The organism is Streptomyces nitrosporeus, assembly GCF_008704555.1.
Taxonomy (GTDB): domain Bacteria; phylum Actinomycetota; class Actinomycetes; order Streptomycetales; family Streptomycetaceae; genus Streptomyces; species Streptomyces nitrosporeus.
On the sequence record NZ_CP023702.1, the window covers coordinates 689700 to 715818 of the forward strand.

General features: G+C 74.0%; 24 protein-coding genes. 6 read left to right on the plus strand and 18 right to left on the minus strand.

The features are described 5' to 3' along the window. Positions 1–9: 9 nt before the first annotated feature. The 4 genes from CP967_RS03105 to CP967_RS03120 are packed head-to-tail and all read right to left on the minus strand — an operon-like array spanning position 10 to position 3780. Positions 10–1167: an acetyl-CoA C-acetyltransferase gene (locus tag CP967_RS03105; protein ID WP_150486444.1), complete on the minus strand. Its 1158-nt coding sequence runs from the start codon at positions 1165–1167 to the stop codon at positions 10–12. Positions 1168–1199: 32 nt separating this feature from the next. Then, positions 1200–1793 (minus strand): TetR/AcrR family transcriptional regulator, encoded by a 594-nt coding sequence (locus tag CP967_RS03110; protein WP_150491671.1) that lies wholly within the window; start codon positions 1791–1793, stop codon positions 1200–1202. Positions 1794–1798: 5 nt separating this feature from the next. Then, entirely contained in the window at positions 1799–2617 is an 819-nt protein-coding gene (locus tag CP967_RS03115) for an SDR family oxidoreductase (RefSeq protein ID WP_150486445.1), read from the minus strand. Then, the gene (locus CP967_RS03120; protein WP_150486446.1) at positions 2614–3780 is read right to left on the minus strand and encodes an acyl-CoA dehydrogenase family protein; all 1167 of its coding nucleotides are present in this window, start codon (positions 3778–3780) and stop codon (positions 2614–2616) included. Before CP967_RS03120 ends, CP967_RS03115 begins: the two co-directional genes overlap by 4 nt. Before the next feature lie 46 nt (positions 3781–3826). Here CP967_RS03120 and CP967_RS03125 point away from each other — a divergent pair, with 46 nt between their 5' ends. The 5 genes from CP967_RS03125 (at position 3827) to CP967_RS03145 (ending at position 8857) form a co-directional block, all read left to right on the plus strand. Further along, entirely contained in the window at positions 3827–4675 is an 849-nt protein-coding gene (locus CP967_RS03125) for an enoyl-CoA hydratase (protein WP_150486447.1), read from the plus strand. Next, complete coding sequence (locus CP967_RS03130; protein ID WP_150486448.1) at positions 4675–5850, plus strand: acyl-CoA dehydrogenase family protein; 1176 nt, start codon at positions 4675–4677, stop codon at positions 5848–5850. Before CP967_RS03125 ends, CP967_RS03130 begins: the two co-directional genes overlap by 1 nt. Continuing rightward, positions 5850–6842 carry an acyl-CoA dehydrogenase family protein gene (locus CP967_RS03135; protein ID WP_150486449.1) on the plus strand — a complete coding sequence of 331 codons (993 nt, stop codon included), beginning with the start codon at positions 5850–5852 and terminating at the stop codon, positions 6840–6842. The genes CP967_RS03130 and CP967_RS03135 overlap by 1 nt, the downstream gene beginning before the upstream one ends. 57 nt (positions 6843–6899) lie before the next feature. After that, positions 6900–7976, plus strand: a complete 1077-nt coding sequence (locus CP967_RS03140) for an acyl-CoA dehydrogenase family protein (RefSeq protein ID WP_150486450.1) — start codon at positions 6900–6902, stop codon at positions 7974–7976. Positions 7977–8068: 92 nt separating this feature from the next. Further along, on the plus strand, positions 8069–8857 hold the full coding sequence (locus tag CP967_RS03145) for an SDR family oxidoreductase (RefSeq protein WP_150486451.1): 789 nt from the start codon (positions 8069–8071) through the stop codon (positions 8855–8857). A 314-nt stretch (positions 8858–9171) separates the two neighbouring features. Here CP967_RS03145 and hsaA read toward each other — a convergent pair whose 3' ends face one another. The 4 genes from hsaA to CP967_RS03165 form a co-directional block, all read right to left on the minus strand. Continuing rightward, positions 9172–10338, minus strand: a complete 1167-nt coding sequence (gene hsaA / locus CP967_RS03150) for a 3-hydroxy-9,10-secoandrosta-1,3,5(10)-triene-9,17-dione monooxygenase oxygenase subunit (RefSeq protein WP_150486452.1) — start codon at positions 10336–10338, stop codon at positions 9172–9174. Between the two features lie 30 nt (positions 10339–10368). Further along, on the minus strand, positions 10369–11997 hold the full coding sequence (locus tag CP967_RS03155; RefSeq protein WP_150486453.1) for a FadD3 family acyl-CoA ligase: 1629 nt from the start codon (positions 11995–11997) through the stop codon (positions 10369–10371). A gap of 53 nt (positions 11998–12050) precedes the next feature. Next, positions 12051–12845: an SDR family NAD(P)-dependent oxidoreductase gene (locus CP967_RS03160; RefSeq protein WP_150486454.1), complete on the minus strand. Its 795-nt coding sequence runs from the start codon at positions 12843–12845 to the stop codon at positions 12051–12053. Positions 12846–12946: 101 nt separating this feature from the next. After that, positions 12947–14497: an FAD-dependent oxidoreductase gene (locus tag CP967_RS03165; RefSeq protein ID WP_150486455.1), complete on the minus strand. Its 1551-nt coding sequence runs from the start codon at positions 14495–14497 to the stop codon at positions 12947–12949. 188 nt (positions 14498–14685) lie between these two features. Here CP967_RS03165 and CP967_RS03170 point away from each other — a divergent pair, with 188 nt between their 5' ends. Beyond that, entirely contained in the window at positions 14686–15381 is a 696-nt protein-coding gene (locus CP967_RS03170) for a TetR/AcrR family transcriptional regulator (protein ID WP_229888518.1), read from the plus strand. A 37-nt stretch (positions 15382–15418) separates the two neighbouring features. On the opposite strand, the gene CP967_RS03175 is transcribed toward CP967_RS03170, so the two are convergent. From CP967_RS03175 to CP967_RS03220, 10 genes are all read right to left on the minus strand, one after another. Beyond that, complete coding sequence (locus CP967_RS03175; RefSeq protein WP_150486456.1) at positions 15419–16405, minus strand: 3-oxoacyl-ACP reductase; 987 nt, start codon at positions 16403–16405, stop codon at positions 15419–15421. Between the two features lie 130 nt (positions 16406–16535). Beyond that, a complete protein-coding gene (locus CP967_RS03180; RefSeq protein ID WP_150486457.1) occupies positions 16536–17324 on the minus strand; it encodes a 2-keto-4-pentenoate hydratase in 789 nt (262 codons plus the stop codon). Continuing rightward, positions 17317–18198 (minus strand): MaoC/PaaZ C-terminal domain-containing protein, encoded by an 882-nt coding sequence (locus CP967_RS03185; RefSeq protein ID WP_150486458.1) that lies wholly within the window; start codon positions 18196–18198, stop codon positions 17317–17319. Before CP967_RS03185 ends, CP967_RS03180 begins: the two co-directional genes overlap by 8 nt. Then, on the minus strand, positions 18195–19406 hold the full coding sequence (locus CP967_RS03190; protein ID WP_150486459.1) for a lipid-transfer protein: 1212 nt from the start codon (positions 19404–19406) through the stop codon (positions 18195–18197). Before CP967_RS03190 ends, CP967_RS03185 begins: the two co-directional genes overlap by 4 nt. After that, positions 19403–19828, minus strand: a complete 426-nt coding sequence (locus tag CP967_RS03195; protein ID WP_150491672.1) for a MaoC family dehydratase — start codon at positions 19826–19828, stop codon at positions 19403–19405. The genes CP967_RS03190 and CP967_RS03195 overlap by 4 nt, the downstream gene beginning before the upstream one ends. A gap of 47 nt (positions 19829–19875) precedes the next feature. Next, positions 19876–21006 carry an acyl-CoA dehydrogenase family protein gene (locus tag CP967_RS03200; protein ID WP_150486460.1) on the minus strand — a complete coding sequence of 377 codons (1131 nt, stop codon included), beginning with the start codon at positions 21004–21006 and terminating at the stop codon, positions 19876–19878. After that, positions 21006–22103: a bifunctional MaoC family dehydratase N-terminal/OB-fold nucleic acid binding domain-containing protein gene (locus tag CP967_RS03205; RefSeq protein ID WP_150486461.1), complete on the minus strand. Its 1098-nt coding sequence runs from the start codon at positions 22101–22103 to the stop codon at positions 21006–21008. The genes CP967_RS03200 and CP967_RS03205 overlap by 1 nt, the downstream gene beginning before the upstream one ends. After that, entirely contained in the window at positions 22100–23266 is a 1167-nt protein-coding gene (locus CP967_RS03210; RefSeq protein WP_150486462.1) for an acyl-CoA dehydrogenase family protein, read from the minus strand. Before CP967_RS03210 ends, CP967_RS03205 begins: the two co-directional genes overlap by 4 nt. Positions 23267–23316: 50 nt before the next feature. After that, the gene (gene casI / locus CP967_RS03215) at positions 23317–24972 is read right to left on the minus strand and encodes a steroid-22-oyl-CoA synthetase (protein WP_150486463.1); all 1656 of its coding nucleotides are present in this window, start codon (positions 24970–24972) and stop codon (positions 23317–23319) included. A gap of 385 nt (positions 24973–25357) precedes the next feature. Beyond that, on the minus strand, positions 25358–26119 hold the full coding sequence (locus tag CP967_RS03220; protein ID WP_150486464.1) for an SDR family NAD(P)-dependent oxidoreductase: 762 nt from the start codon (positions 26117–26119) through the stop codon (positions 25358–25360).

Below are 26119 nucleotides of genomic sequence, written 5' to 3' on the forward strand. Positions count from 1 at the left end.
CGTGCCGGCTCAGAGCCGTTCGATGATGGTGACGTTGGCCTGGCCGCCGCCCTCGCACATGGTCTGGAGGCCGTAGCGGCCGCCGGTGCGCTCCAGTTCGTGGAGGAGGGTCGTCATCAGCTTGGTGCCGGTGGCGCCCAGCGGGTGGCCGAGGGCGATGGCGCCGCCGTTGACGTTGACCTTGTCCGGGTCGGCGCCGGTCTCCTTCAGCCAGGCGAGGACGACCGGGGCGAACGCCTCGTTGATCTCGACCAGGTCGATGTCGTCGATGGACATCCCGGCCTTCTTCAGGGCGTACGCCGTCGCCGGGATGGGGGCGGACAGCATCCGGATGGGGTCCTCGCCGCGTACCGAGAGGTGGTGGACGCGGGCGCGGGGGGTGAGGCCGTGTTCGGCGACGGCCCGCTCCGAGGCGATGAGCAGGGCGGAGGCGCCGTCGGAGACCTGGGAGGAGACTCCGGCGGTGAGCCTGCCGCCCGCGACGACCGGCTTGAGGCCGGCCATCTTCTCCAGCGAGGTGTCGCGGCGCGGGCCCTCGTCCACGGTGACGTCGCCGTAGGCGACGGTCTCGCGGGTGAAGCGGCCCTCGTCGATGGCGCGCAGGGCCCGCTGGTGCGAGCGGAGCGCGAACTCCTCCATGTCCCGGCGGCTGATGCCCCACTTCTCGGCGATGAGTTCGGCACCGTGGAACTGGTTGACGGGGGCGTCGCCGTAGCGGGCGCGCCAGCCCTCGGAGCCGGCGTAGGGGCCGTCGGTGAGGCCGAGGGGTTCGGCGGCCTGGCGGCTGGCGAAGGCGATCGGGATCATCGACATGTTCTGGGTGCCGCCGGCGACGACCAGGTCCTGGGTGCCGGAGAGCACGCCCTGGGCCGCGAAGTGGACGGCCTGCTGGGAGGAGCCGCACTGCCGGTCGACGGTGGTGCCGGGGACCTCCTCGGGGAGGCCCGCGGCCAGCCAGGCGGTACGGGCGATGTCGCCGGCCTGGGGGCCGACGGTGTCCAGGCAGCCGAAGACGACGTCGTCGACGGCGGCGGGGTCGATGCCGGTGCGTTCGACCAGTGCCTTGATGACGTGGGCGCCGAGGTCGGCGGGGTGCACGGCGGAGAGTCCGCCCTTGCGCCGGCCGACGGGGGTGCGGACCGCTTCGACTATGTATGCCTCGGCCATGACTGCTCCTTCGTAAGGGGTATGACGTGGAATCAGGTACGTGGGGTGATGCCTTCCAGGACCATGGAGAGGTACTGGCGGGCGATCTCCTCGGGGCTGTGGGTGCCGCCGGGGCGGTACCAGGACGCGGCGACCCAGACGGTGTCGCGGACGAACCGGTAGACGAGGCGGATGTCCAGGTCGGCGCGGAAGACGTGCTCGGCGACACCGCGTTCCAGGGTGCGCAGCCAGGCGTCCTCGAACTTCACCTGGGAGTCGGCGAGGTAGCCGAAGCGCGGCTGGGCCGAGAGGTGCTTGGACTCCTTCTGGTAGATGGCGACCGCGGGGCCGTGGCGGTCGATCTGCCGGAAGGACTCGGTGACGAGGGCCTCGATGGTCTCCCGGGGGCCGAGTCCGGCGGCGAGGACGGTGTCGTACCCGGCCCAGAGCTCGCCGAGGAAGGCCGAGAGGATCTCGTCCAGCATCGACTCCTTGGAGTCGAAGTGGTAGTAGAGGCTGCCCGCGAGCATGCCCGCGGCGTCCGCGATGCGGCGGACGGTGGTGGCGTTGTAACCCTGGGCGGCGAACACTTCGGCGGCCGTGGCCAGGAGTTCGGCACGGCGTTCGGCGTTGGAGGCTCCGGTCATCGTGTTCACGCCCTCTGGCTGCTGACGGAGACGGTCTCCCCGGTCATGTACGAGGAGTAGCCGCTGGCCAGGAAGACGATGACGTTGGCGATCTCCCAGGGTTCGGCGTACCGGCCGAACGCCTCGCGTTCGGTGAGGTCGGCCAGGAGTCCGGGGGTGGTGACCTTCACCAGGTGGGGGTGCATGGCGAGGCTCGGGGCGACCGCGTTGACGCGTACGCCGAAGTCGGCGGCCTCCAGGGCGGCGCACCGGGTCAGGGCCATGACGCCCGCCTTGGCCGCGGCGTAGTGCGCCTGGCCGCGCTGGGCGCGCCAGCCGATCACGGAGGCGTTGTTGACGACGACGCCGCCGGTTTTCTCCTCCTGCCCGAGCCGGCGCCGGCCGGCGTTCTGCTCCTTGAGCCGGCGCAGGGCGGCGCGGGTGCAGCGGAAGGTGCCGCCCAGGGTGACGTCGAGGACCTTCGCCCACTGTTCGTCGGTCATGTCGACGAGGTCGGCGGTGCCGCCGAGTCCGGCGTTGTTGACGACGATGTCGAGGCCGCCGTGGTGTCCGGCGGCGAACGCGAACAGGGCGTCGACCTGCTGCTGGTCGGTGACGTCGCAGGGCAGTGCGGCGATCCGGTCCTTGCCGAACTCGTCGGCGAGGGCGGCGGCGCTCTCCTTCAGTCGGCGTTCGTGGGCGTCACCGATGACGATCCGGGCGCCTTCCTCCAGGAACTTGCGGGCGGTCGCTCCCCCGATCCCGGCGCCCGCGGCGGCGGTGATCACCGCGGTGCGTCCTTCCAGGAGGGAGTGCCCCGGTACGTAGGGCGGCCGGTGGGTCACGGGCGGATCTCCTTGGGCAGGCCGAGGACGCGCTCGGCGATGATGTTGCGCTGGATCTCGTTGGATCCGGCGTAGATGGTGTCGGAGCGGGAGAAGAGGAACAGCCGCTGCCAGTCGTCGAGGTCGTACGGCTCCCCGGCGGCGACCGTGCCGCCCGCGCCGAGGACGCTCATGGCCAGTTCACCGAGTTCCCGGTGCCAGGTGGCCCAGAAGATCTTACCGATGGACGCCTCCGGGCCCGGCGCGCCCGCCGCGACGCCGTCGAGCATCCGCAGGGCGTTGCAGCGGATGGTCTCCAGTCCGGTCCAGGCGCGGGCGAGGCGGTCGCGGATCAGCGGGTCGCCGGCGGCGCCGTTGCGCCGGGCCACGTCGATGAGGGTCTCCAGTTCGCGGCGGAAGCCGACCTGCTGGCCGAGGGTGGAGACACCGCGTTCGAAGCCGAGGGTGGCCATGGCGACGCGCCAGCCGTCGCCGGGGGCGCCGACGATGTGTTCGGCGCGGGTGCGGGCGCCGTCGAAGAAGACCTCGTTGAACTCGGAGGTGCCGGTCAGCTGCTGGATCGGCCGGATCTCGACGCCGGGCTGGTCGAGCGGGACCAGCAGGTAGGACAGGCCGGCGTGGCGGGTGGAGCCCGGCTCGGTGCGGGCGACGACGAAGCACCACTGCGACTCGTGGGCGAGTGAGGTCCAGATCTTCTGCCCGGTGACGACCCAGTCCGCGCCGTCGCGTTCCGCCCGGGTGCGGACGTTCGCCAGGTCGGAGCCGGCGTCGGGCTCGCTGTAGCCCTGGCACCACAGTTCCTCCGCGGCGACGATCGGCGGCAGGAAACGGGCCCGCTGCTCGGGTGTGCCGAAGGCCACCAGGGTCGGGCCGAGGAGTTGTTCGCCGATGTGGTTGACCCGGGCGGGGGCGTCGGCCAGGGCGTACTCCTCGTGGAAGGCGACTTGTTCCTCGATGGTCGCCCCCCGGCCGCCGTACTCCTTCGGCCAGCCCACACAGGTCCAGCCCTCGGCGGCCATGTGCCGTTCCCAGGCGAGCCGTTCGGCGAACGCCTCGTGCTCCCGGCCGGGGCCGCCGCGGCCCCGCAGACCTGCAAAGGCACCGGTGAGGCCGGCGGCCAGCCAGCCGCGGATCTCGGTGCGGAACTCCTCGACTCTGCTCATGGCGGTACGTTAATCTACCAAACACTTGTTAGGGAAGGAGGGGCCGATGCCCGCTGCCCACGACGAACCGGTGCGCTACGAGAAGCAGGGCCCGGTCGCGACGGTGACCATGAACCGGCCCGGCTACCGCAACGCGCAGAACTCCGCGATGACCTACGCCCTCGACCGGGCGTTCTACCGCGCGGCCGACGACAGCGAGGTGAAGACCGTCGTCCTGGCCGGGGCGGGCAAGCACTTCTCCGCCGGCCATGACATCGGGACCCCGGAGCGGGACGCCCACCTGCCGTTCGAGCGCAGGGCGGGGCTCTGGTGGGACCACTCGGACAAGGAGGGCGCGGAGAGCCGCTTCGCCCGGGAGTCCGAGGTGTACCTGGGGATGTGCCGGCGGTGGCGCGAGCTGCCCAAGCCGGTGATCGCCTCCGTGCAGGGGGCGTGCGTGGCGGGCGGTCTGATGCTCGCCTGGGTGTGCGACCTGATCGTGGCGTCCGAGGACGCGTTCTTCGCCGACCCGGTGGTCCGGATGGGCATCCCCGGTGTCGAGTACTTCGCCCACCCGTGGGTGATGCCGCCGCGGATCGCCAAGGAGTTCCTCTACACCGGTGACCGGATGAGCGCCCGGCGCGCCTACGAGGTCGGCATGGTCAACCGGGTCGTTCCCCGGGAGGAACTGGCGCAGCGCACCCGGGAGCTGGCGCTGCGCGTCGCCGAGATGCCCCGCATGGGCCTGGCCCTGACCAAGCGCGCGGTCAACCAGGCGGAGGACCTCCAGGGACTGCACACCGGTATGGACTCCGTGTTCGGCCTGCACCACCTGGCGCACGCGCACAACGCCGAGACCGCGCCGGACGCGCTCGGCGGGATGGACATCGGGGCGATGAAGAAGGCGGGCGGCTGATGGACCTCGCATTCGACGCGGCGGACGAGGAGTTCCGCGCGGAGGTACGCGACTGGCTGGCCGCTCATGTGCCCGCCGCTCCCCTGCCGTCCCTGGAGACCGCGGAGGGTTTCGCCGCGCACCGGGAGTGGGAGGCGGTGCTGGCCGCCGACCGCTGGTCGGCGGTCTCCTGGCCCGAGGAGTTCGGCGGGCGCGGGAGTTCGCTGCTGCGCTGGCTGGTCTTCGAGGAGGAGTACTACGCGGCCGGGGCGCCCGGCCGGGTCAGCCAGAACGGCATCAGCCTGCTGGCCCCGACCCTCTTCGAGCACGGCACCGCCGGACAGCGGGCGCGCGTCCTGCCGGCGATGGCGCGCGGTGAGGTCATCTGGGCGCAGGCGTGGTCGGAGCCGGAGTCCGGTTCGGACCTGGCCTCGCTGAAGTCCACGGCCCGGCGGACCGAGGGGGGCTGGCTGCTCAGCGGCCAGAAGACCTGGTCGTCCCGGGCCGCCTTCGCGGACCGGGCCTTCGGGCTGTTCCGCAGCAACCCGGACGCGGACCGGCCGCACCGGGGGCTGACGTATCTGATGTTCCCGCTGGACGCCGAGGGGGTCACCGTACGGCCCATCGGGCGGCTCGACGGGAAGCCCGCGTTCGCGGAACTCTTCCTGGACGACGTCTTCGTGCCCGACGAGGACGTCATCGGGGAGCCCGGGCAGGGCTGGCGGGTCGCGATGAGCACCACGGGCAACGAGCGCGGGCTGACCCTGCGCAGCCCCGGCCGCTTCACCGCGGCCGCGGACCGGCTGACCGCCCTGTGGCGGGAGCACGGCGACCCGTCCGACACGGCGCTGCGCGACCGGGTCGCCGACGCGGTGATCGGCGCACGCGCCTACCGGCTGTTCTCCTACGCGGGCGCCTCCCGTGTCCTGCACGAGGCGGACCGGGCGGCCCCGGCCGCGTCCAGCCTCAACAAGATCTACTGGTCCGAGCTGGACATCGCGCTGCACGAGACGGCGCTCGACCTGCTCGGCCCGTACGGCGAACTCGCGGACCACGCGAGCGATTCGCCCGCCCACGGCGGCTGGTCCGAGGGGTACGTCTTCTCGCTGGCCGGCCCCGTCTACGCGGGCACCAACGAGATCCAGCGCGACATCATCGCCGAGCGGCTGCTCGGCCTGCCGAAGGGACGCCGCTGATGCGTTTCCTCCTCGACGCCGAGCAGCGGGACTTCGCCCGTTCCCTCGGCGGTCTGCTCACCTCCTGCGACACCCCGGCCGCCGTACGGGCCTGGGCGGCGGGCGACCACGGGCCGGGGCGTGCGCTGTGGACCGGGCTGGCCGGGGCCGGGGTCTTCGCGCTGGCCGTACCGGAGCGCCACGAGGGTTTCGGCCTGCTCCCCGTCGAACTGACGGTCGCCTTCACCGAACTGGGGCGCCATGCGGTGCCCGGACCGCTGGTCGAGACGGTGGCCGTCGCGGCCCTGCTGGACCGGCTGGGTGACGAGGGCCTGGCCGCTTCCCGGCTGCCCAACCTCGCCTCGGGCACCACGATGGCCTCGCTGTGCCTGGCCGGCCACGGCCCGTACGCGCTCGACGCGGACGCCGCCGACGCGGTGTACGTGGTGGACGGCGAGACCCTGCGCCTGGCCGGGGCCCCGGGCCCGGTGCAGCCTTCGGCCGACCCGGGGCGGCGGCTGTCGCGGCCGTCCGGCGGGACGGTCCTCGCCCAGGGCCCGGCGGTGGCGGCGGCCGCCGCGTACGCCGCGGACGTGGCCGCGCTGGCCACGGCGGCGCAGGCACTGGGGGTGGGCCGCACCCTGCTGGCCCGTACCGTCGAGTACGTCACCGGGCGCACCCAGTTCGGGGTGGCCATCGGCTCCTTCCAGGCGGTCAAGCATCGGCTGGCGGACACACTGCTGGCGCTGGAGTTCGCCGAGCCGCTGATCCACGGGGCGGCCCTCGCCCTCGCCTCGGACGACGAGGACGCGGGCCGGGAGATCGCGGCGGCCAAGGTCACCGCCGGGGAGGCCGCCTACGGTGCCGCCCGTACGGCCCTCCAGCTGCACGGGGCCATCGGTTACACCGACGAGCTGGACCTGTCCCTGTGGATCCGCAAGGCCCGGCCGCTGCGTGACGCCTGGGGCACCCCGGCCGCCTGCCGGGCCCGCGTGCTGTCCGTCCGGCCGTGAGAAGACCCCGAGCTGACCGTGAGAAGACCGTGAGAACACCCCGAGGGGAGCAGTCCGGTGAGGCTGACTGAGGAGCAGGAAGAGCTGCGGTCGGCCGTCCGGTCGCTGCTGACCAGGCATCAGGACGAGGCGGCGTGGGCGCCGTTGGCCGAGCAGATGGGGGCGGCCTCGCTGGCCGTGCCCGAGGAGTACGGCGGGGCGGGCGGCGGGGCGCGGGACGTCCATGTACTGATGGAGGAACTGGGCCGGTGCCTGAGCCCGCTGCCGTTTCTGGGGTCGGCGGTGCTCGCCACCGGGGCGCTCCTGGCCTCGGGGGACAAGGACGCCTGCGGGCGGCTGCTGCCCGCGCTCGCCGGGGGCGGCTCGGTGGGCGCCCTGGCCTGGGCCGAGGGGGGTTCCTGGGAACCGGCCTCGGTACGCGCCGGGGCGGTGCCGGGCCGCGGCCCGGGTGCCTCCTGGGTGCTCACCGGGGTCAAGGAGCACGTCCTGGACGCGGGGCGGGTGGACGTCCTGCTGGTCGCGGCGCGTACGGCGGCCGGGATCTCGCTGTTCGAGGTGGCGGTGGACGCTCCCGGGGTGCGCCGGGAGCCCCTGGTGACGATGGACGGGACCAGGGGCCAGGCCCGCTGGGTGTTCGACGGAGCCGGGGCGCGCCTGCTGGGCGCGGACGGTGACGGCGGGCGGGTCCTGGAGCACGTACGCGACCTGGCGTGCGCGGCGCTCGCCGCGGAGCAGGCCGGGGCCGCCGGGCGCTGCCTGGAGATCACCGTCGCCTATGCCCGGGACCGGGTGCAGTTCGGGCGTCCGATCGGCTCGTTCCAGGCGGTCAAGCACCGGCTGGCGGACGCCTACGTCCTGGTGGAGTCGGCGCGTTCGGCGGCGCTCGGTGCCGCGTTCGCCGCCGACCTGGACCCGGGCGCGCTCCCCCGGGCCGCGGCCGTCGCGAAGTCGGTCTGCTCCGAGGCGTTCTCGGCGGTGGCCGGCGAGATGATCCAGCTGCACGGCGGTATCGGGGTCACCTGGGAGCACGACGCCCACCGCTACTTCAAGCGGGCGCACGGGTCCGGGGAGCTGTTCGGCTCCCCCGCCCGGCACCGCGCGCGGCTCGCGGCCGGGCTCGGCCTGACCGCCTGACGCCCGGCCTCCTGACCGCTTGACCGCTTGACCGACGGCGTACGCGGAAGCACCCGACCGACGGTGTCCGCGCGAGAAAGGGACCGCACAGCATGGAGATCGGCAACCCGTTGGACTTCACGGGACGCGTGGTGCTCGTCACCGGCGGCACCAAGGGCATCGGTGCCGCCATCGCCGGGGCGTTCCTCGGCGCGGGCGCGGAGGTGGTGGTCTGCGGCCGCGACGCGCCGCGGGAGCTGCCCTCGGCCCGGGGCCGGGAGGCGGTGTTCGTCCCGGCCGACGTACGGGACCCGGCGGCGGCGTCCTTCCTGGTGGACGCGGCGGTGGAGCGCTTCGGCAGGCTCGACGTACTCGTCAACAACGCGGGCGGTTCGCCGGACGCGGACGCGGCCACCGTCTCACCGCGCTTCGTGGAGAAGATCGTCGCGCTCAACCTCCTCGCCCCGTTCTACGTGGCGCAGGCCGCCCACCGCGTCATGAGCACCCAGGAGGACGGCGGCGCGGTGGTCAACATCGGCAGCGTCTCCGCCCATGACCCGCAGCCCGGTACCGCCGCGTACACGGCCGCCAAGGCGGGGCTGCTGGCCCTGACCCGGGCCCTGGCCCTGGAGTGGGCGCCGCGGGTGCGGGTCAACCACATCACCACGGGGCTGATCCGCACCGAGAGCGCGGCATCGGTCTACGGCGCGGACGGCGGCGCGTCGGTCGCGGCCGTCATCCCGATGGAGCGGATGGCGGTGCCCGGGGACGTCGCCCGCGCCTGCCTGTTCCTGGCGGGCGGTCTGTCCGGGTACGTCAACGGGGCGGATCTGGCGGTGCACGGCGGCGGCGAGTTCCCGGCCCGGTTCCTGGCGGCGAAGGCGGGCGACGCGGCGGGGTGAGCCGGGTACGGAGCGGCTCCGCCCTCCGGGGCGAGCCGCTCCGCCGGTGCCGCCGGTGCCGCAGCTACCGGACGGCGTGGTGGCAGCGCGCCGTCACCGCACCGGCGGGCGCGGGCGACGTCCTCGGGTTCGACGCCTCGCAGGCGGATCTTCCCGCCGGTCCACATGTCGCCCATGGCGCCCACTCCCCTGCCGGTTCCGCGGGCGCCGGCCGTGTGCCCGCGCCGGCCGCCCCGGAGGACCCGCCCACGACAGCGAGCGGGTCCTCCGGGGCGGGGCGGGGGTGCCCGGCGGGGTGTCCCGCCGGGCACCGGTCACACCAGGTTGTCCTCGACCGTGAGGCCGAACGCGCCCCGCCCGTACATGGCGAGGGCGCGTTCCACGTCGTTGGCGACGTGGACGCTGCCCGCGTGGGCGTCGCGCCAGGCGCGTTCGACGGGGTTGCCGCGGCGCAGGGCGTTGCCGCCGGCGGTCTTGAAGAGCATGTCGATCGCGGCGACGGCGCGTTCGGTGCCGCGTACCTGGTCGCGGCGGGTGCGCAGGCGGAGTTCCATGGGGATCTCCTTCCGGGCGGTGGCGAGCGCGGTCAGTTCGCGGATGTTCCGGTCCATCTGGAGGATGGTGGCGTCGATGTCGGAGGCCGCGCGGGCGAGGGCGACCTGGGCGAAGGGGTCCTCGGTGAAGCGGCCGCCGCCGAGGCTGAGCCGGACCCGTTCCTTCATGCGCGACAGGTAGGAGGCGTAGCCGCCGGAGACCGCGCCGAGGACGGGGGCGGTGATGGCGCTGGTGAAGACCGCGCCGAACGGCAGCCGGTAGAGCGGCCCCTGGTTGACCTGCTGGCCCGGCACCTTCAGCTGGGCCTGCTCGTAGTTGCGCAGCACGCGGTGTTCGGGGACGAACGCCGAGGTGACGAGGATGTCGTTGCTGGCGGTGCCGCGCAGTCCGACGACGTCCCACATGTCCTCGATGCGGTAGTCGGCGCGGGGGACGAGGACGGTGAGGAAGTCCACGGGTTTCCCCCGGGCTCCGACGACGAGGGCGCCGAGCAGGGTCCAGGTGGCGTGCTCGCAGCCGGAGGAGAAGCTCCACCGGCCGGTGAGTTCGTAACCGCCGTCGACGGGGGTGAGCCGGCCCACGGGCGCGTAGGAGGAGGAGATCCTGACGTCCGGGTCCTCACCCCAGACGTCGTCCTGCGCCCGCTCGGGGAACAGGCCGAGCTGCCAGGCGTGCACCCCCAGGATGGACGCCACCCAGCCGGTGGAGCAGCAGAGGGCGGAGATCTCCCGCACCACCTGGTAGAAGTCGGCCGGGTCGTTCTCCAGTCCGCCGTACCGCGCGGGCTGGAGCATGCGGAACACTCCGGCGTCCGCCAGTTCGCCGATCGTGGACTCCGGTATGCGCCGGGCCTCGTCCGCGGCGGCGGCCCGCTTCTCGATGGCCGGCAGCAGGGCGCGTACCGACTCCAGAACCTCGTTGTCCATTCGTCCCGTACCTCCATGCCCTCGCGGGGCTCAGATCGTCCGCAGGGCGGTCTTGTCCACCTTGCCGGTGGCGTTGCGTGGGAAGGCCCCCAGGACGACGATCTCGCGGGGGACCTTGAAGTTGGCGAGCCGTTCGCGGCAGTGGCCGGCGAGGGCACCGGGGTCGGCCTCGGCCCCCGGGCGTGCGGTGACGTAGGCGCGTCCTACCTCGCCGAGCCGGGCGTCGGGGATGCCGAGCACGGCGGCCTCGGCGACGGCTTCGTGTGCGGTGAGCACCTGCTCGACCTCGGCCGGGTAGACGTTGAACCCGCCGACCACGAACATGTCCTTGAGCCGGTCGGTGATGACGAGGTTGCCGCGTGCGTCGAGGTGGCCGACGTCTCCCGTGGCCAGCCAGCCGTCCGCGTCGACGGCGGCGGCGGTGGCCTCCGGGTCGTCGAGGTAGCCCCGCATCACGTTGTAGCCGCGTACCAGGATCTCGCCGTCCTGCCCGGCGGGGAGCACGGTCCGGTCCTTCCCGTCCACCACCCGGACCTCGACCCCGTCCAGGGGGCGGCCCGCGGTCAGGGCGACGGTCTCGGCGTCGTCGTCGGCCGAGCAGGCGGAGACCGTGCCGCAGCTCTCGGTGAGCCCGTAGGCGGTGAGTACGTCGGGGAAGAGCTCGGCGCGCATCCGCCGTACGAGGGCGACGGGGACGACGGCCGCGCCGGTGACCGCGAGCCGCAGCGACGACAGGTCGAAGCCGTCCCGGCCGGGCGCGCCGAGCAGTTCGGTGTAGATCGTGGGCGGGCCGGGCAGGACGGTGATCCGCTCGGCCTCGACGGTCCGCAGCACCCGCCCCACCTCGAAGACGGGGTGGAGGACCATGGCGGTGCCCCGCAGCAGGCAGGCCAGCACCCCGGCCTTGTAGCCGAAGCAGTGGAACATCGGGTTGACGATCAGGTAGCGGTCCTGGCCGGTGAGTCCGGTGCGGCCGGACCAGGCGCGGTAGGTGGCGAGGTTCTGCCGGTGGGTGGTGAGGGCCCCCTTGGGGCGGCCGGTGGTTCCCGAGGTGAACAGCAGGTCCGAGGGGTCGTCGGGCCGTACTCCGGCGGTGTGCGCGTCCGCCTCGGCGCCGGGCAGCCCGGCGCCGAGGCGGAGGAACTCCTCCCAGGCGAGGGCGGCGGGGCGGGTGGCGGCGTCGAAGGTCACCACCCGCTCCAGGGAGGCGGGACGGCCCGCGTCCCGTGGGCCGTCCCCGGTGTGCAGCATGGAGAGGTAGTCCTTGCCGAGGAAGCCGTTCTCGACGAACAGCAGCCGTGCGCCGCTGCGTTCCAGGAGCCAGCGCGCCTCGGCGCCCTTGTAGCGGGTGTTGACGGGGACGAGTACCGCCCCGGCCGAGGTGGTGGCGAGCGCGGCCACGACCCAGCGGTGGCTGTTGGGGGCCCATACGGCGATCCGGTCCCCGCGCCGCACGCCGAGGGCGATCAGCGACTTCACGGCGGCCCGCACCTGTTCGCGCAGCTGTGCCCAGGTCAGCCGGACGTCGCCGTCCACGACCGCCTCCCCGCCGGGGTCGCGCAGTGCGGCGGCGGTGAGCGCGGCGGGGATGGTCAGGGGGTGCCCGGGATCGGTCCCGTGCGTGCGGTCGGCCCCGGCTGCGGGCTCGGACTCGGTCATGTCTTCTCCGGTAGGGGGCGGTGTGCGGCGGCGGGGCCCTGGCCGGCATCGCGTCAGCTGGAGGGCGGCAGGAGCTTCCTGGACGCCTCGTGGGCGCCGAGGACCAGTTCGGCGCGCGGGAAGCCGCTGCGCCGTTCGGCCGTTCCCGCGTTCCCGCCGGCGACCAGGACGGGGCCGTCCGCGAGGTGTTCCAGCCCCTCCCGGGCGACGTCGTCGGGTTCGGCGACCCGCAGGCCCGGGATGTCCATGCGGAGTCCGGCGCGCTCCATCGCGGGGGTCCTGGTGACGCCGAGGACCAGTTCGAGCACGTGCACGCCGTACGGCCGCAGTTCCAGCCACAGCCCCTCGGCGAAGATCCGGCCGAACGCCTTCGCGGCGGAGTAGACGCTGATCTGCGCCTGGCCCATGTATCCGGAGAGCGAGCCGACCAGCATGATGCCGCCGCGCCGCCGTTCCTTCATCAGGGCGCCGAAGTGGTGGGTGAGGGCGAGCTGTGCGGTGATGTTCAGGTCCAGGACGCCCTGGACGCGGTCGAGTTCGCCGGTGACGAACTCGTGGCCGTAGCTGTTCGCGCCCGCGTTGAAGATCAGCAGGCCGATCTCCAGGGGGTCGGTGACGGCCCGGACCGAGGCCAGGGCGTCCGGGTCGAGCAGGTCGAGGGCGAGGGTGCGCACCTCGACGCCCTTGGCGCGGACCCGGCCGGCGGTCTCCTCCAGCGGGCCGGGTTTCCGGGCGATCAGGACCAGGTTGATCCCGGCGTCGGCGAGCTGGTGCGCGAACGAGGCGCCGACCCCTTCGGAGCCTCCGGCGATGACCGCCCACAGCCCGTACACGCTCTTGTCGATCATCGGGTTCCTCTCGTCACTGCGTTGCCCGGCGGTGCGGTGACCGTAGAACGGCCCCCGCACCGCCGCCGCCGGGCATCCCGGCCAGTGGGATGCCGTGCCGGTCAGGCGGGGCCGGGGCCGGTGGTCATGTGCCGTACGGCCAGGGAGGCGAAGACCATGGCGGTGCCGATGGGCACGCCGGGGCCCGGGTAGACGCGGCCCGTGAAGGAGGCGCTGGTGTTCCCCGCGGCGTACAGGCCCGGCAGCGGCCGGCCGCCGGTGTCCAGGACGCGGGCGTCGGGGTCGGTGCGCAGGCCGCCCTTGGTGCCGAGGTCGGCGGGGACCAGCCGGACCGCGTAGTAGGGCGGGCGGTCGAGCGGGACCAGGCAGGGGTTGGGGCCGGGGGCGTTCTTCCGGTCGGCGAAGAACAGGCCGTAGGGGTCCTCGCCGCGGTGGTGGTCCTCGTCGGTGCCGGTGGCGGCGAAGCCGTTGAAGCGGGCGACGGTCCCGGTCAGGGCTTCGGCCGGTACGCCGATGAGCGCGGCCAGCTCCGGGAGCGAGTCCGCCCGGACCCAGGCGGCGGCCGTCGGGTGCCCGGCCGGTCCGACGGGCGGCACGGTGATGGCGGGCAGGGCGCCGCCCTGGCGGGAGTCGAAGACCAGGTGGGCGGGCGCCTGCGCGGCGGCGATGGCGCGGCCCATCCGGTCGTAGGGCAGTGATTCGTCGGCGAAGCGCCGCCCGTCGCCGTCCACGACGATGCCGCCGCGCAGCCCGAGGGTGAACGCGGCCGACCCGTCGGGGAGTTCGGTGCCCGGACACCACCATGCCTCGTCCATGAGGCCGGTGGCGGCCCCCGCGGCGACGGCGGCGCGCAGGACCTCGCCGGTGTTGGTGCCCCGGGGGGCCATGCTCCAGGCGGCGGTGCCCGGGACCCGGTTCTCGGTGCGCAGCGTGTCGTCGCCCTCGAAGCCTCCGGCGGCCAGCAGCACGCCGCGTACGGCCCGTATCCGGACCGTGCCGTGCGGAGTGCGGGCCTCGACGCCGGTGATCCGGCCGTCCTCGGTGACCAGGCCGGTGACGTGGTGCCCGGTGCGGATGTGCGCGTTGCCGGTGCGGGTGGCGGCGAGCAGGAGGCGGCCGATCAGGGCGCGGCCCTGGCGGAGCGGCCCGTCGGGGTGGCTCTGCCCGGCCCGGTCGCGGTCGACGGCGGGGCGTACGAGCGGCAGGAGGTCGCCGAGTTCCTCCGGTTCCAGGTCGAGGGGGACGAAGGAGCGTCCGGCGTCCATCCGGCCGGGGGCGGGGACGTAGTCGGGGAAGGCCTGCCAGGCGAAGGTGAGGGCGGGGTCCTGTTCGAGCCGGGCGACCAGTTCGGGGGCGTGCCGCAGGAATGCCTCGCGGCGTTCGGGCTCCGCGTCGCCGGTGAGGGTCCGCAGATAGGTCTCCGCCGCTTCGGTGGAGTCGCCGAGGCCCGCCCGTTCCTGCACCTGGGTGCCGGGCAGCCAGCAGGCCGCCCCGGAGTACGCGGAGGTGCCGCCGAGCAGTGCCGTCCGTTCCAGTACGACGGTGTCATGGCCGTCCGCGGCGGCGATCAGGGCGCCGGTCATCGCTCCCGCCCCGGACCCGACGACGATCACCTCGTGGGTGGCGTCCCATTCCTGCCGGCGCTCGTGCATGTGCCCCTCCTGTGCCTCGGTGGTGTGGGGGCCCAGCAGATCCCGGGGACGGGGCCGGCGGCGGCCCGGGTCCCGCTGACCGGTACGGACCCGGCCCCTGGGCGGCGCCGGACGGCGCGGCGGGCCGGGCGTATCCTCTGAGGCCGCTGATCCGGCTGGCGGACGCGGTACGGGAATGGGGGGCGCGTGTGCCCAGAATCGCCGAGGCAAGGGCGGGGGCGGAGCCGACGTCGCCCCGGCAGCGCGCACGCCGGCAGAGCATCCTGCGGGTGGCGGCGGACCTCGCGGCGGAGACCGGGCTCGAACGGGTCCAGATGCACGAGGTGGCGAAGTCCGCGGGCGTGGCGATCGGCACCCTGTACCGCTACTTCCCGTCGAAGATCCACCTGTTCACGGCGCTGATGGCCGACCAGATCGAGGGTTTCGCGGCACGGCTGCCGCAGCGCGGGCCCGGTGTGTCCCCCGAGGACGCCGTCTTCGAGGCGCTGGGCAGCGCCACGCGCAAGCTGCTGCGCCGGCCGGCCCTGGCCACGGCGATGATCCAGTCGGCGAACGCGGCCCGCGCGTCGACCGTGCCGGACCTCGCGCGGATCGACTCCGGGTTCCTCGATCTGCTGCTGCGGGCCTGGGGCGTCGAGCGGCCCACGGAGCACCACATCACCCGGCTGCGGCTGCTGATCCTGCTCTGGTACGGGGTCCTCCAGTCCCGGCTCAACGAGCGGCTGTCCCCCGAGAAGGCCGACGCCGACCTGCGGATGGCCTGCCGGCTGCTGCTCGCCCCGGAGACGGACGGGGGCGCGGAGACGGACGGGGGCGCGGGGGCGGACGGGGGCGCGGGGGCGGATCCGGGCGCGGGGGCGGGCCGGGGTACGGGGACGGGCTGACTCCGCCCGGCCGGCGTCCGCCGGCCGGGCACGGGCGTCACGGGGTCTTCTGCGTGCCCGTCGTGTCGAGGCCGGCGACGCTGTACGCGGCGTAGGTCCGGTAGGGGTCGCGGCCGCTGAAGTACGGCGTCAGCTGGGCGTCCAGTTCCTCTGCGGTGAAGGTGCCGCCGGCGGCGGTGAACTTGTGTTCCACGGTGGGCGGGGCGAGCAGGGCGACCATGTCGCCGTAGGCGACGAAGACCTGCCCGTTGATCCCGTCGGCGGCCGGTGAGGCGAGGTGGCCGACGAGGGTGGCGACGCGTTCGGGCGCCATGATGTCCAGGCCGCCCGGTGCGCCCACCCCGTCGCCGAAGGCCTCGGCGGTCATGGCGGTGCGGGCCCGCGGGCAGATGGCGTTGGCGCGCACTCCGTAGCGGGCCAGGCCCTGGGCGGTGGCCAGGGTGAGGGCGGTGATGCCGGCCTTGGCGGCGGAGTAGTTCGGCTGTCCGGGGGCGCCGAAGAGGAAGGCCTCGGACGAGGTGTTGACCACCCGGCCGTAGACCGGGCCTCCGGACGCCTTGCTCGCGGCGCGCCAGTGCGCGGCGGCGGCCCGGGAGACGGCGGCGTGGCCCTTGAGGTGGATCCGGATGACGTCGTCCCAGTCGGACTCGGTCAGGTTGAACAGCATCTTGTCGCGCAGCACACCGGCGTTGTTGACGACGACGTCCAGGCTGCCGAAGCTGTCCAGGGCGGCCTGGACCAGCCGGTCGCCCATCGACCACTCACCGACGTCGCCGGTGACGGCCACCGCCCTGCCGCCGAGTTCCCTGATCTCGGCGACGACGTCCTCGGCGGAGGGGCCGACGTCGTTGACCACCACGTCGGCACCGAGGCCGGCGAGTGCGAGCGCCTCGGCGCGGCCGAGTCCGGCCCCGGCGCCGGTGACGACGGCGGTGCGGCCCTCCAGCGTCCGTGCCGGGGTCCCCGCCGAGGGGGTGTCCGCCGGAGGGGTGGGTGCCGAGGGGGTGTTCGCTGCGGAGCTCATGCTGCCTCTTTCCGTGTTCCGTGGAGCCGGGGATGCACCGGACGCACCCCGGCGGCCGCGTTGCCCGCCGGGGTGCGCCCCGCCCATGAAACTAGTATTGATTTCAGTTTTGGCGCCGTGGCTGTCCCGTTCAGTGGACGAAGCCGACGGAGACCGAGCCGAGCCCCTCGAAGTCGGCCCGGTACTCCTCCCCCGGCCGGACGTCCACGGCCCTGGTGCAGGAACCGGGCAGGATCACGTGCCCGGCCTCCAGCCGCACCCCGAAGGACGCGACCTTGCGGGCCAGCCAGGCGACGGCCTCGGTGGGGTCGCCGAGGACCGCGCTGGTGTTGCCCCGGGCGATCTCCTCCCCGTCCCGGTGGAGCACGGCGGCGATGCCGGCGGGGTCCAGGTCCTGGGGGCGGACCCGGGCGGAGCCGAGGACGAAGCCCGCGGACGAGGCGTTGTCGGCGATGGTGTCGGCGATCCGGATCCTCCAGTCCTTGATCCGGCTGTCGATGAGTTCGATGGCGGGGACGATGTACTCGGTGGCGGCGAGGACGTCGGCGGTGGTGCACCCTTCGCCGGGCAGGCTCCGGCCGAGTACGTAGCCGATCTCGACCTCGATGCGGGGGTAGCAGTAGCGGCCGGCCTCGACGGGGGTCCCCTCGGGCAGCACCATGTCGGAGAGCAGATGGCCGTAGTCCGGCTCGTCCACGCCCATCATCTGCTGCATGACCTCGGAGGAGAGGCCGACCTTGTGCCCGCTGACGGTCTTCCCCTCGTCCAGCTGCCTGCGGATGTTCAGCAGCTGGATCCCGTAGGCGTCCTCGGTGCCGATGCCCGGGTAGGTGGTGGTGAGCGGGTCGGCCGGGATCCGGTCGCGCTGTGCGGCCCACAGCACCGAGGCGGCCTCGGCGCGCTGCGCTGGTTCAAGCATCGGGGTTCTCCGTACGGTCGGCGAAGGCGTCGGGCGCCTCGGGGGTGGGGGGCTCGGCGGGCTCGCGGAAGCGGGCCCGCCCGCCGGTGAGCACGGCCCGGCCGTCGCCGGCGGCTGCCTCGAAGCACGCGGTACGCCCGTCCGGCGTCCCGTCGCCCGCCCAGCCGGTCAGGGCGAGCCGGTCGCCCGGATAGACCGGCGCGGCGAACCTGGCGTCCAGTTCCACGAGTCCGGCAGGGTGGACGCCGAGTGCGTCGGCCAGGGGCAGCAGGCTCGCGGCGAGGGTGCACAGTCCGTGCAGGAACGGCCGGTCCATCCCGGCCGCCGCGGCCGCCGCGGGGTCGATGTGCATCGCGTGCCGGTCGCCGAGCAGCCGGTAGAAGGCCGCCTGCCGGGCGTGCGTGGCGACGGTCAGGGTGTGTCCGGCCGGCCGGTCCGGGCGGCGCGGGGCGGACGGGCCGCGCTCACCGCCGAAGCCTCCGCTGCCGGGGGCGAAGACCGACCAGGTGGCGGTGAAGTGGTCCGAGGACACCTCGACGTCGAAGACGGCGGCGGAGCCCTTGTCCCACACGGCGGCCACCCGTGCGGTGGTGGCCATCTCGCCCGAGGGCTCCAACGGCCTCTTGACGACGAGCCGCTGGCTGCCGTGGACGGCGGTGGTGACGTCGAAGGCGCCGGTCGCGCCGAGCGCGTCGGGCGCCCACTGGGCCAGCGTCAGCGCGAAGGTCGGCAGGACCCGCAGCCGCTCCTCGTACACCAGGTCGAGCCGGTCGGCCGGGGCGCCGACCGCGAGTGCGTAGAGGATCGCGTCCCGCTCGGTCCAGGAGACCGTACGGGTGCCGAGCGCGCGGCCCTGCCACGGGGAGGCGGTCATCGGTCGGCTCCCAGGATCAGTCCGCTGGTGGGGACGCCGGTGCCGGCCGTCACCAGGACGTGGTCGGCCTTGTCCGGCTGGTTCACCGAGGTGCCGCGGACCAGCCGGACGCCCTCGGCGACGCCGTTCATACCGTGCAGGTATGCCTCGCCGAGCTGTCCGCCGTGGGTGTTGACGGGCAGTCTGCCGCCGACCTCCAGATGGCCGTCGGCGATGAAGTCCTTGGCCTCGCCGGGCGCGCAGAAGCCGAGCTCCTCCAGCTGGGGAAGGACCAGCGGGGTGAAGTGGTCGTAGAGGACGGCGGCGTCGACGTCCCCGGGGCCGAGGCCGCTCTGTGCGTACAGCTGCCTTCCGACCAGGCCCATCTCGGGGATGCCGGTGATGGTGGGCCGGTAGTAGCTGGTCATCATGTGCTGGTCGGCTCCGAGCCCCTGGGCGGCCGAGCGGATCACCGCGGGCGGGTGGGGCAGGTCGCGGGCGCGTTCGGCCGAGACGATCACCAGGGCCTGGCCGCCGTCGGTCTCCTGGCAGCAGTCCAGCAGGCGCAGGGGTTCGGCGATCCAGCGGGAGTCGCGGTGGTCCTGGAGGGTGATGGGCCGGCCGAAGAACCAGGCCGCCGGGTTGTTCGCCGCGTGCTTGCGGTCGACGACGGCGACCCGTCCGAAGTCGTCGGTGGTGGCGCCGTACTCGTGCATGTAGCGGCGGGCGAACATGGCCACCCACTGGGCCGGGGTGGACAGCCCGAAGGGGGTCATCCAGGCGTAGGCGGCCCGGTCGGCGGTGGTGTCCATGGGGCGGGCGGCCTGCCCGAGGCCGTAGCGCTCGCCGGAGCGCTCGTTGAACGCCCGGTAGCAGACCACCACGTCGGCGACCCCGGTGGCCACGGCCATCGCCGCCTGCTGCACGGTGGCGCAGCCGGCCCCGCCGCCGTAACCGATGCGGGAGAAGAAGCTCAGGTCGCCCATGCCGGTGTTGCGGGCCACATGGATCTCGGAGTTGGTCTCCGCGGTGAAGGTGACCAGCCCGTCGACGTCCGAGGGTTTCAGTCCGGCGTCCGCGAGGGCGGCCAGCACCGCCTCGCAGGCGAGCTGGAGTTCGCTGCGGCCGGAGTTCTTGGAGAACTCGGTGGCGCCGATGCCTGCCACGGCCGCCGCTCCGGAGAGCACGCCCCGCCCCCGGGCCGCCGGGTTCGTCGCGGCCGTGTTCATCGGGCCTCCTCGGGGAGCCGTACGGTGACGGTCCCGGTGACGTGGGCGCCCAGGCGGTTGGTGCCCCGGACACTGATCTCGACCCGGCGGCCGGTGTCGGTCTTCCCGGTCACCGTGCCGGTGAGCACCATGGTGTCGCCGGGGTAGTTGGGGGCGCCGAGCCGGATCCTGATGGCCTCGACGACGGCGGCCGGGCCGGCCCAGCCGGTGACGTAGCGGTCGACCAGGCCGTTGCTGGTCAGGATGTTCATGAAGATGTCCTCGGAGCCGCGCTCCCGGGCAAGGCCGGGGTCGTGGTGGACGTCCTGGTAGTCGCGGCTCGCGAGGGCGGTCGCGACGATCAGGGTGCGGGTGAGGGGTACGGACAGTTCGGGGAGCACCTCGCCGACGGCGACGTCGTCGTAACCGCGGGTGGGCGGCAGGGCGCCGGGGCGCGGGGCGTCCGCCCCGGGGGCGGCGGGCGGCGGTGTCACGGGACCACCGCCGTGGCCGGGGCGGGGCCGGTCAGCAGGGCGCCGAGGCGTTCGAGGTCGGCGCCCGCGCCGCCCAGGGTGCAGGCGGTCTGCTTGCCCCACAGGAAGTGGCGGTGGACCGGGTAGTCGGTGTCGACACCGATGCCGCCGTGGACGTGCTGGACCCGGTGGACGGTGTTCAGGCCGCCCTCGGTGGCCCACCACTTGGCGACCGTCGCGGCCCGGTCGGCCGCTTCCTCGTCGAAGGGCTCGCCCAGCGCGTCCACCGCCTGCCACAGGGTGACCCGCATCGCCTCGATGTCGATGTAGCAGTCGGCGAGCTGGTGCTGGACGGCCTGGAAGGTGGCGAGCGGGCGGCCGAACTGGGTGCGCTCGCGCAGATGGTCCGCCGCGTGGCGCAGCGCTCCCTCGGCCACCCCCGTCTGGACGGCGGCCAGGGCGGTGAAGACGCCCCGGACGAGGTGTCCGACGGCGCCGCCGCCCGGCGTCCCGACCGGTTCGCCCGGTGCTCCGGCGAGCGTGAGGTGGCCGCTCATGTCGTGGCTGGTGGTCTCGGCGTACTCCCAGGTGGCACCGGGGGCGTCGGCGGCCACCAGGAAGAGGCCGGGGCCCGAGGCGGTGGCGGCGGTCACCAGCACGTGCCGCGCGCCCCCGGGCGAGGGGACCGCCGCCTTGACCCCGTCGATCCGCCAGTGCGGGCCGTCCGGTACGGCGGTGGCGGACGGCCGGAGCGGGTCGGCGGGGCCGAACTCCTCCAGGGCCGCGGTCAGCCGGGCCGAGCCGTCGGCGAGGCCCGGCAGCAGCCGTGTCCGCTGCTCCGGGGTGCCGTACGCGGCGAGGGTGAGCGCTGCGGTCAGCGCGGGCCACAGGGGTACCGGCGCGACCCGCCGGCCCTGTTCCTCCAGGAGGACGCAGAGCCCGGCCGCGCCGAGCCCGGCGCCGCCGTCCTGTTCGGGCAGCACCGAGGCGAGCAGGCCCGCCGCGGCCAGGTCGGCCCACAGCCGTTCGTCGGTCCGGGACGGTGAGGTCTCCACCTCGCGCAGCCGCTCGGGGGTCGCGCGGTCGGTGAAGATCTCCCGGGCCAGGTCGCGGACCGCTTCGAGCTCTTCTCCCAGGGAGAAGTCCATCAGGGTGCCTCCGTCGGGGCGGGCCGGAACACCGGCAGGGTCAGTTCGGGATCGGCGTCGAGCCAGTCGAGGACGACGGGCATGCCGATGGTGACGTCCTCGGGCGCGACACCGGTCAGGTTGGTGATCAGCCGTGTGCCTTCGGCGAGTTCGACCACGGCGACGAGGTACGGCGACTCGAAGGCGGGGTGCCTGGGGTGGTGGTTGACCACGAAGCTGTACACCCGGCCCCGGCCTTCGGCCTCGACGGTGTCCCACTCCAGCGAGGCGCACCCGGGGCAGCAGGGGCCCGGCGGATGGCGGAGCGCGGAGCAGGCGGCGCAGCGCTGGATGAGCAGGCGGTGCCGCTTCGCGCCCTCGAAGAAGAAGGCGTTGTCCCGGTTGACGGCGGGGCGCGGGCGCAGGGCGGGGGCCGCCGGCGCGGACGGCTCGGCGCCGGCCGCCGGTCCGGACGCCTCCGGAGCGGCGGCCGTCCCGGTCGTCTCCGGAGTGGCGGCCGCCCCGCCGGTTCCGGTGGTGTCCGTGGCCGCCGGTCCGTCCGCCGTCCCCGCCGGGCGAAACCGCAGGGTCCGCCAGCGCTGGGTGGCGACGGTCCCGCCGTGCTGGTCGGTGTAGGTCTTCAGGGTGGTGACGAACCTCCCGGTGCCGAGTCCGGTCCTCTTCTCGGCCGAGACGGACTCCACGCTCTCGCGTACGGAGACGTGATCGCCCGGCACCAGCTCCCGCAGGAAGGTGAGTTCGGAGTCGGTGGCGACCACGGAGGTGTAGCCGCCCTCGTCGAGGAGGGCGACCAGTTCACCGAAGCCGTCCGAGCCCCCCGCTCCGGACGGGGCCGCTGTGGCCGCGTAGCCGCGCATCGTCCACGCCTGGACCATCGAGGCGGGGGCCACCACTCCGGCGCGCCCGGTGGCGCGGGCGGCGCCGGCGTCGGTGTACACGGGGTTGGTGTCGCCCATCGCCTCCGCCCAGTGCCGGATCATCGGCTGGTTCACGGGGTCCTGGGCGGGGGTGGGGGCACGCAGTTCGCGTCCGGTGAAGGCCTGGAGCCGCTCCTCGTACCCCGGCCCCGCAGGGGTGCCGTCCTTCCGCCCGGTCATGCGCCACGCCCCTTGCGCGGAAGGCCGAGGCCCTGGGTGGCGACCATGTCGCGGAGGATCTCGTTGACGCCGCCGCCGAAGGTGTTCACGATGCCCTGCCGGGAGAGCTGTTCGATCTGCCCGGCGAGGGCGGCGCCCGGTGACTCGGGCCGGATCCGTCCGGCCGCGCCGAGGATCTGCGTCAGTCCGCGCTGTACGGCGATGTGGGTCTCGGTGCCGTACGCCTTGGCGGCGCCCGCGTCCGCTCCGGTGAGCGCGTCCCGGGCGACGGCGGAGGTCATCTTCCAGTTCATCAGCCGCATCGCCTCCAGCCGGGCGTAGGTGCGGGCGAACTCCTGGCGTACCCAGGGGATGTCGGCGGTGCCGTCCTGGCGGGCCAGGTCCAGGACCCGTTCCCAGAGCTGGATCATGCGGCCGCCGAGGGCGGCCAGGCCGATGCGTTCGTGGTTGAGCTGGGCGGTGATGAGCCGCCAGCCGCCGTCCACCTCGCCGACCACGTCGGTGGCCGGGACGCGCACCCCGCTGTAGTACGTCGCGGTGACGACCATGCCGCCGACGGTGCGGATGGGGCTCCAGGAGAAGCCGTCGTCGGCGGTCGGCACGATCAGGATGGAGATGCCCTTGTGCTTGGGGGCGTCCGGGTCGGTGCGGGCGGCGAGCCACACGTAGTCGGCGGTGTTGGCGCCGCTGGTGAAGATCTTGCTGCCGTCGACGAGGTAGTCGTCGCCGTCGCGGACGGCGCGGGTGGTCAGCGAGGCGAGGTCGGTGCCGGCCCCGGGTTCGGTGTAGCCGATCGCGAAGACGATGTCCCCGGAGAGGATGCCGGGCAGGAACCGCTCCCTGTGCTCCTGCGAACCGTACGCCATCAGGGTCGGGCCGACGGTGTTGACGGTGACGAACGGGAAGGGCAGGCCCGCCCGTTGGACCTCGTCGAAGAAGACGTACTGGTCCTCGACGGAGCGGCCCTGGCCGCCGTACTCGGTGGGCCAGCCGATGCCCAGCCAGCCGTCCGAGCCGAGGCGTTTGACGACCTCGCGGAAGCGGTCGCCGCCGACGCCCTCCTCCCCGACGCGGCGGCGTTCGTCCTCGGGCATCAGGCCGGCGAAGTAGGCCCGCAGTTCCCGCCGCAGCTCCTGGTGCGCGGCGCTCTCGCGCAGTTGCATATGTGGTTCTCCTCGGTAGTCGCCGCAGTGGTCCGGTGGCGGACGCCCCGTCAGGGGAGGAAGCGTCCGCGTCCGTTGGCCAGGAACTCGCCGCGCAGCGCGGCCTTGTCGTCGTCGGTCATCGGCGTGTAGGCGGGCCGGCCCCGGCCGGCCCAGCGGTACACCGTGTCGCCGGTGCGCCAGCCCTCCAGCTGCATCTCCTTCTTGCGCAGCTTGTTGGAGCCGGTGGTGGGCAGTGCGTGCGAGACGCGTACGAAACGGGGGGCGCCCTTGGTGCCGAGGTCCTGCTGGCCTTCGAGGAAACCGGGCAGGTCCAGGTCCTCGAAGCGGGTGCCGCCGGCGATCTCGACCGCGGCCATCACCTGGTCGCCCGAGCGCGGGTCGGGCACGCCGAAGACCCCGGCGGCGACGACGCCCGGGTGCCGGCGCAGGATCCGTTCGGTCAGGAGGGCGGAGATGTTCTCGCCGTCGACGCGGATCCAGTCGCCGGAGCGGCCCGCGAAGTAGAAGTAGCCCGCCCCGTCGACGTATCCGAGGTCCCCGGTCCAGTACCAGCCGTGGCGGACGCGTTCGGCGTTCGCCGCCTCGTTGTCGTAGTAGCCCTCGAAGCGGGCGGCGCCCTCGGTGTCGACGATCTCGCCGATGGCCTCCTCCGGGTTGAGGACCCTGCCGTAGGAGTCGAGTTCGGCGGGCGGGCAGGTCAGGCGGGTCGTGGGGTTCACGATGCGTACGCCGTCGCGTGCGGGCCTGCCGAGTGCTCCGGCGGGGGCGTCGGCGACCCGTTTGAGCATGCCGGCGCCCTCGCTGGAGCCGTAGCCCTCGATCAGGCGGCAGCCGAAGCGCTCCAGGAAGCGGGTCGCGTCCTCGGGGGACGCCTCGGTGCCGAAGGCGTGGGTGAGGCGGTTGTCCGCGTCGTCGGCGGTGCCGGGGCGGGCCAGGATGTAGCCGATCGCCTTGCCGACGTAGGTGAAGTAGGTGGCGCCGAAGCGGCGTACGTCGGGGAGGAAGCCGGAGGCGGAGAACTTGCGGGTGAGGGCGATGGTGGAGCCCGCGGTGAGGGCGGGGGCCCACAGGGCCATCAGCGCGTTGCCGTGGAACAGCGGCATCGGGCAGTAGCAGACGTCCTCGCGGGTGATGTCGTACTTGGCGCTGTTGGCGGCGCCGAGCGCGGCGAGCCGGCCCTGGGAGCAGATCGCCGCCTTCGAGGCGCCGGTGGTCCCGGAGGTCAGGAGCAGCAGCATCCGGGTGGTGGCGGCGACGTCCGGGGCGGCCGGCGGACGGCCCGTGTGCGCGGCGAGGCCGGCCGTGTAGGCCGGTGTGTCCAGGACGAGGAAGCGGCCGGGGTCCACGCCGATGTCCAGGCCGTCGAGCAGGGCGGCGCCCGCCCGGTCGGTGACGATCACCTGGCAGTCGGTGTGGCGTACCTCCCGTTCCAGTTCGGCGCCGCGGCGGGTCGGGTTGATGCCGACCACGGCCGCGCCCGCGAGGGCGGCGGCCCCCAGCCAGAAGAGGTATTCGGGTTCGTTGTCCAGGAGCACGCCGATGTGGAACGGCCCCTCGGTGCGCAGTTCCCGGGCCCAGGAGGCACGGGCCGCGCTCTCCTCGACCACTTCGCCCCAGGTCCAGGACCGGTCGCGGGTCAGCAGGCCCGGGTGGCCGTCGCCGGCGCGGGCGAGCAGCAGGTCGGCAATCGTCTGGTGTGGCAACGTCGGTCCCTCTCACCCGGTGGCCGGGTCTGCCGGTGTCGGTGCGGTGACGGGGTGCACGGGTGGTCACCGTGGTGGTCGTGGTGCCCGTGGAGGCGTGCGGGCCGGGGCTCGGGGCCGGGTACGCGGGAGGGCCGGCCCGCGCCCGCGGGCGCTCCCGCCCTGTGGGGCGGGGGGCGGCGGTCCGCGTGGGCGGCCGGCGTCCGTGCCGGTCCGCGGCCGGGTTCCGTGCCCCGCCGTCGGCGACGTTATCCGCGGGCCCGGCGGCCCGGCCGGGCCGGTCCCGCTGACCGGGAAGGGCCCGCGGGCAGGGGGCGGACCACGGGTCCTTCCCGCCGGAGGGGGCCGTCCCGGCCGGGAGGGGGCGCCCCGGCCGGGGCGGGCGTCAGCCGAAGTTGGCCTGGCCGCCGTCGAGCGGGACGGTCGCGCCCGTCAGGTACCGGGCGTCCGGGCCGCAGAGCATGGCGACGGCCCGCCCGATGTCCTGTTCGCAGTCACCGACGTACCCCAGGGGGATGGAGGCGGCGAACTCCGCCGCCTCCTCGGGGTGGGCGTCCTGCCAGCCCGCGTACGCGGGTGACACGGCGTGCGGGGCGATGGCGTTGACCCGGATCCCGTCGCCGCCCCACTCGTTGGCGGCGGCCCTGGTCAGGGTGCGCAGGGCGGACTTGGCCGACGCGTACGCCCCGTAGGTGCTCAGGTCCCAGCGGACCATGGCGGAGGTGACCAGGTTGATGATCACGCCGCCGCCGTTCTCCTTCAGGTGGGGGTGCGCGGCCTTCATGAAGGCGAACGCCGCGAACGGGCCGCTCCCGAACCCCCGGCGGAACTGCTCGTCCGTCAGGGTGAGGAGCGGGCCGTAGCACCCGCTGTAGGCGTTGTTGACCAGGATGTCGATCCCGCCGAAGCGTGCGGCGACGTCCTCCACCACCGCCGGGATCCGTTCCGTGTCGAGGACGTCGAGGACGAAGGGTTCCGCCTCCACACCCCGCTCACGCAGCATGTGACAGGTCGTCAGCAGCTTGTCCGCGGTCCGGCCGAGGACGGCGACGGACGCCCCCTCCGCGGCCAGGGCCAGGGCGATGCCCTGGCCGACGCCCTGTCCGGCGCCGCTGACGACCGCGACCTTGCCGTCGAGCTTTCCCAT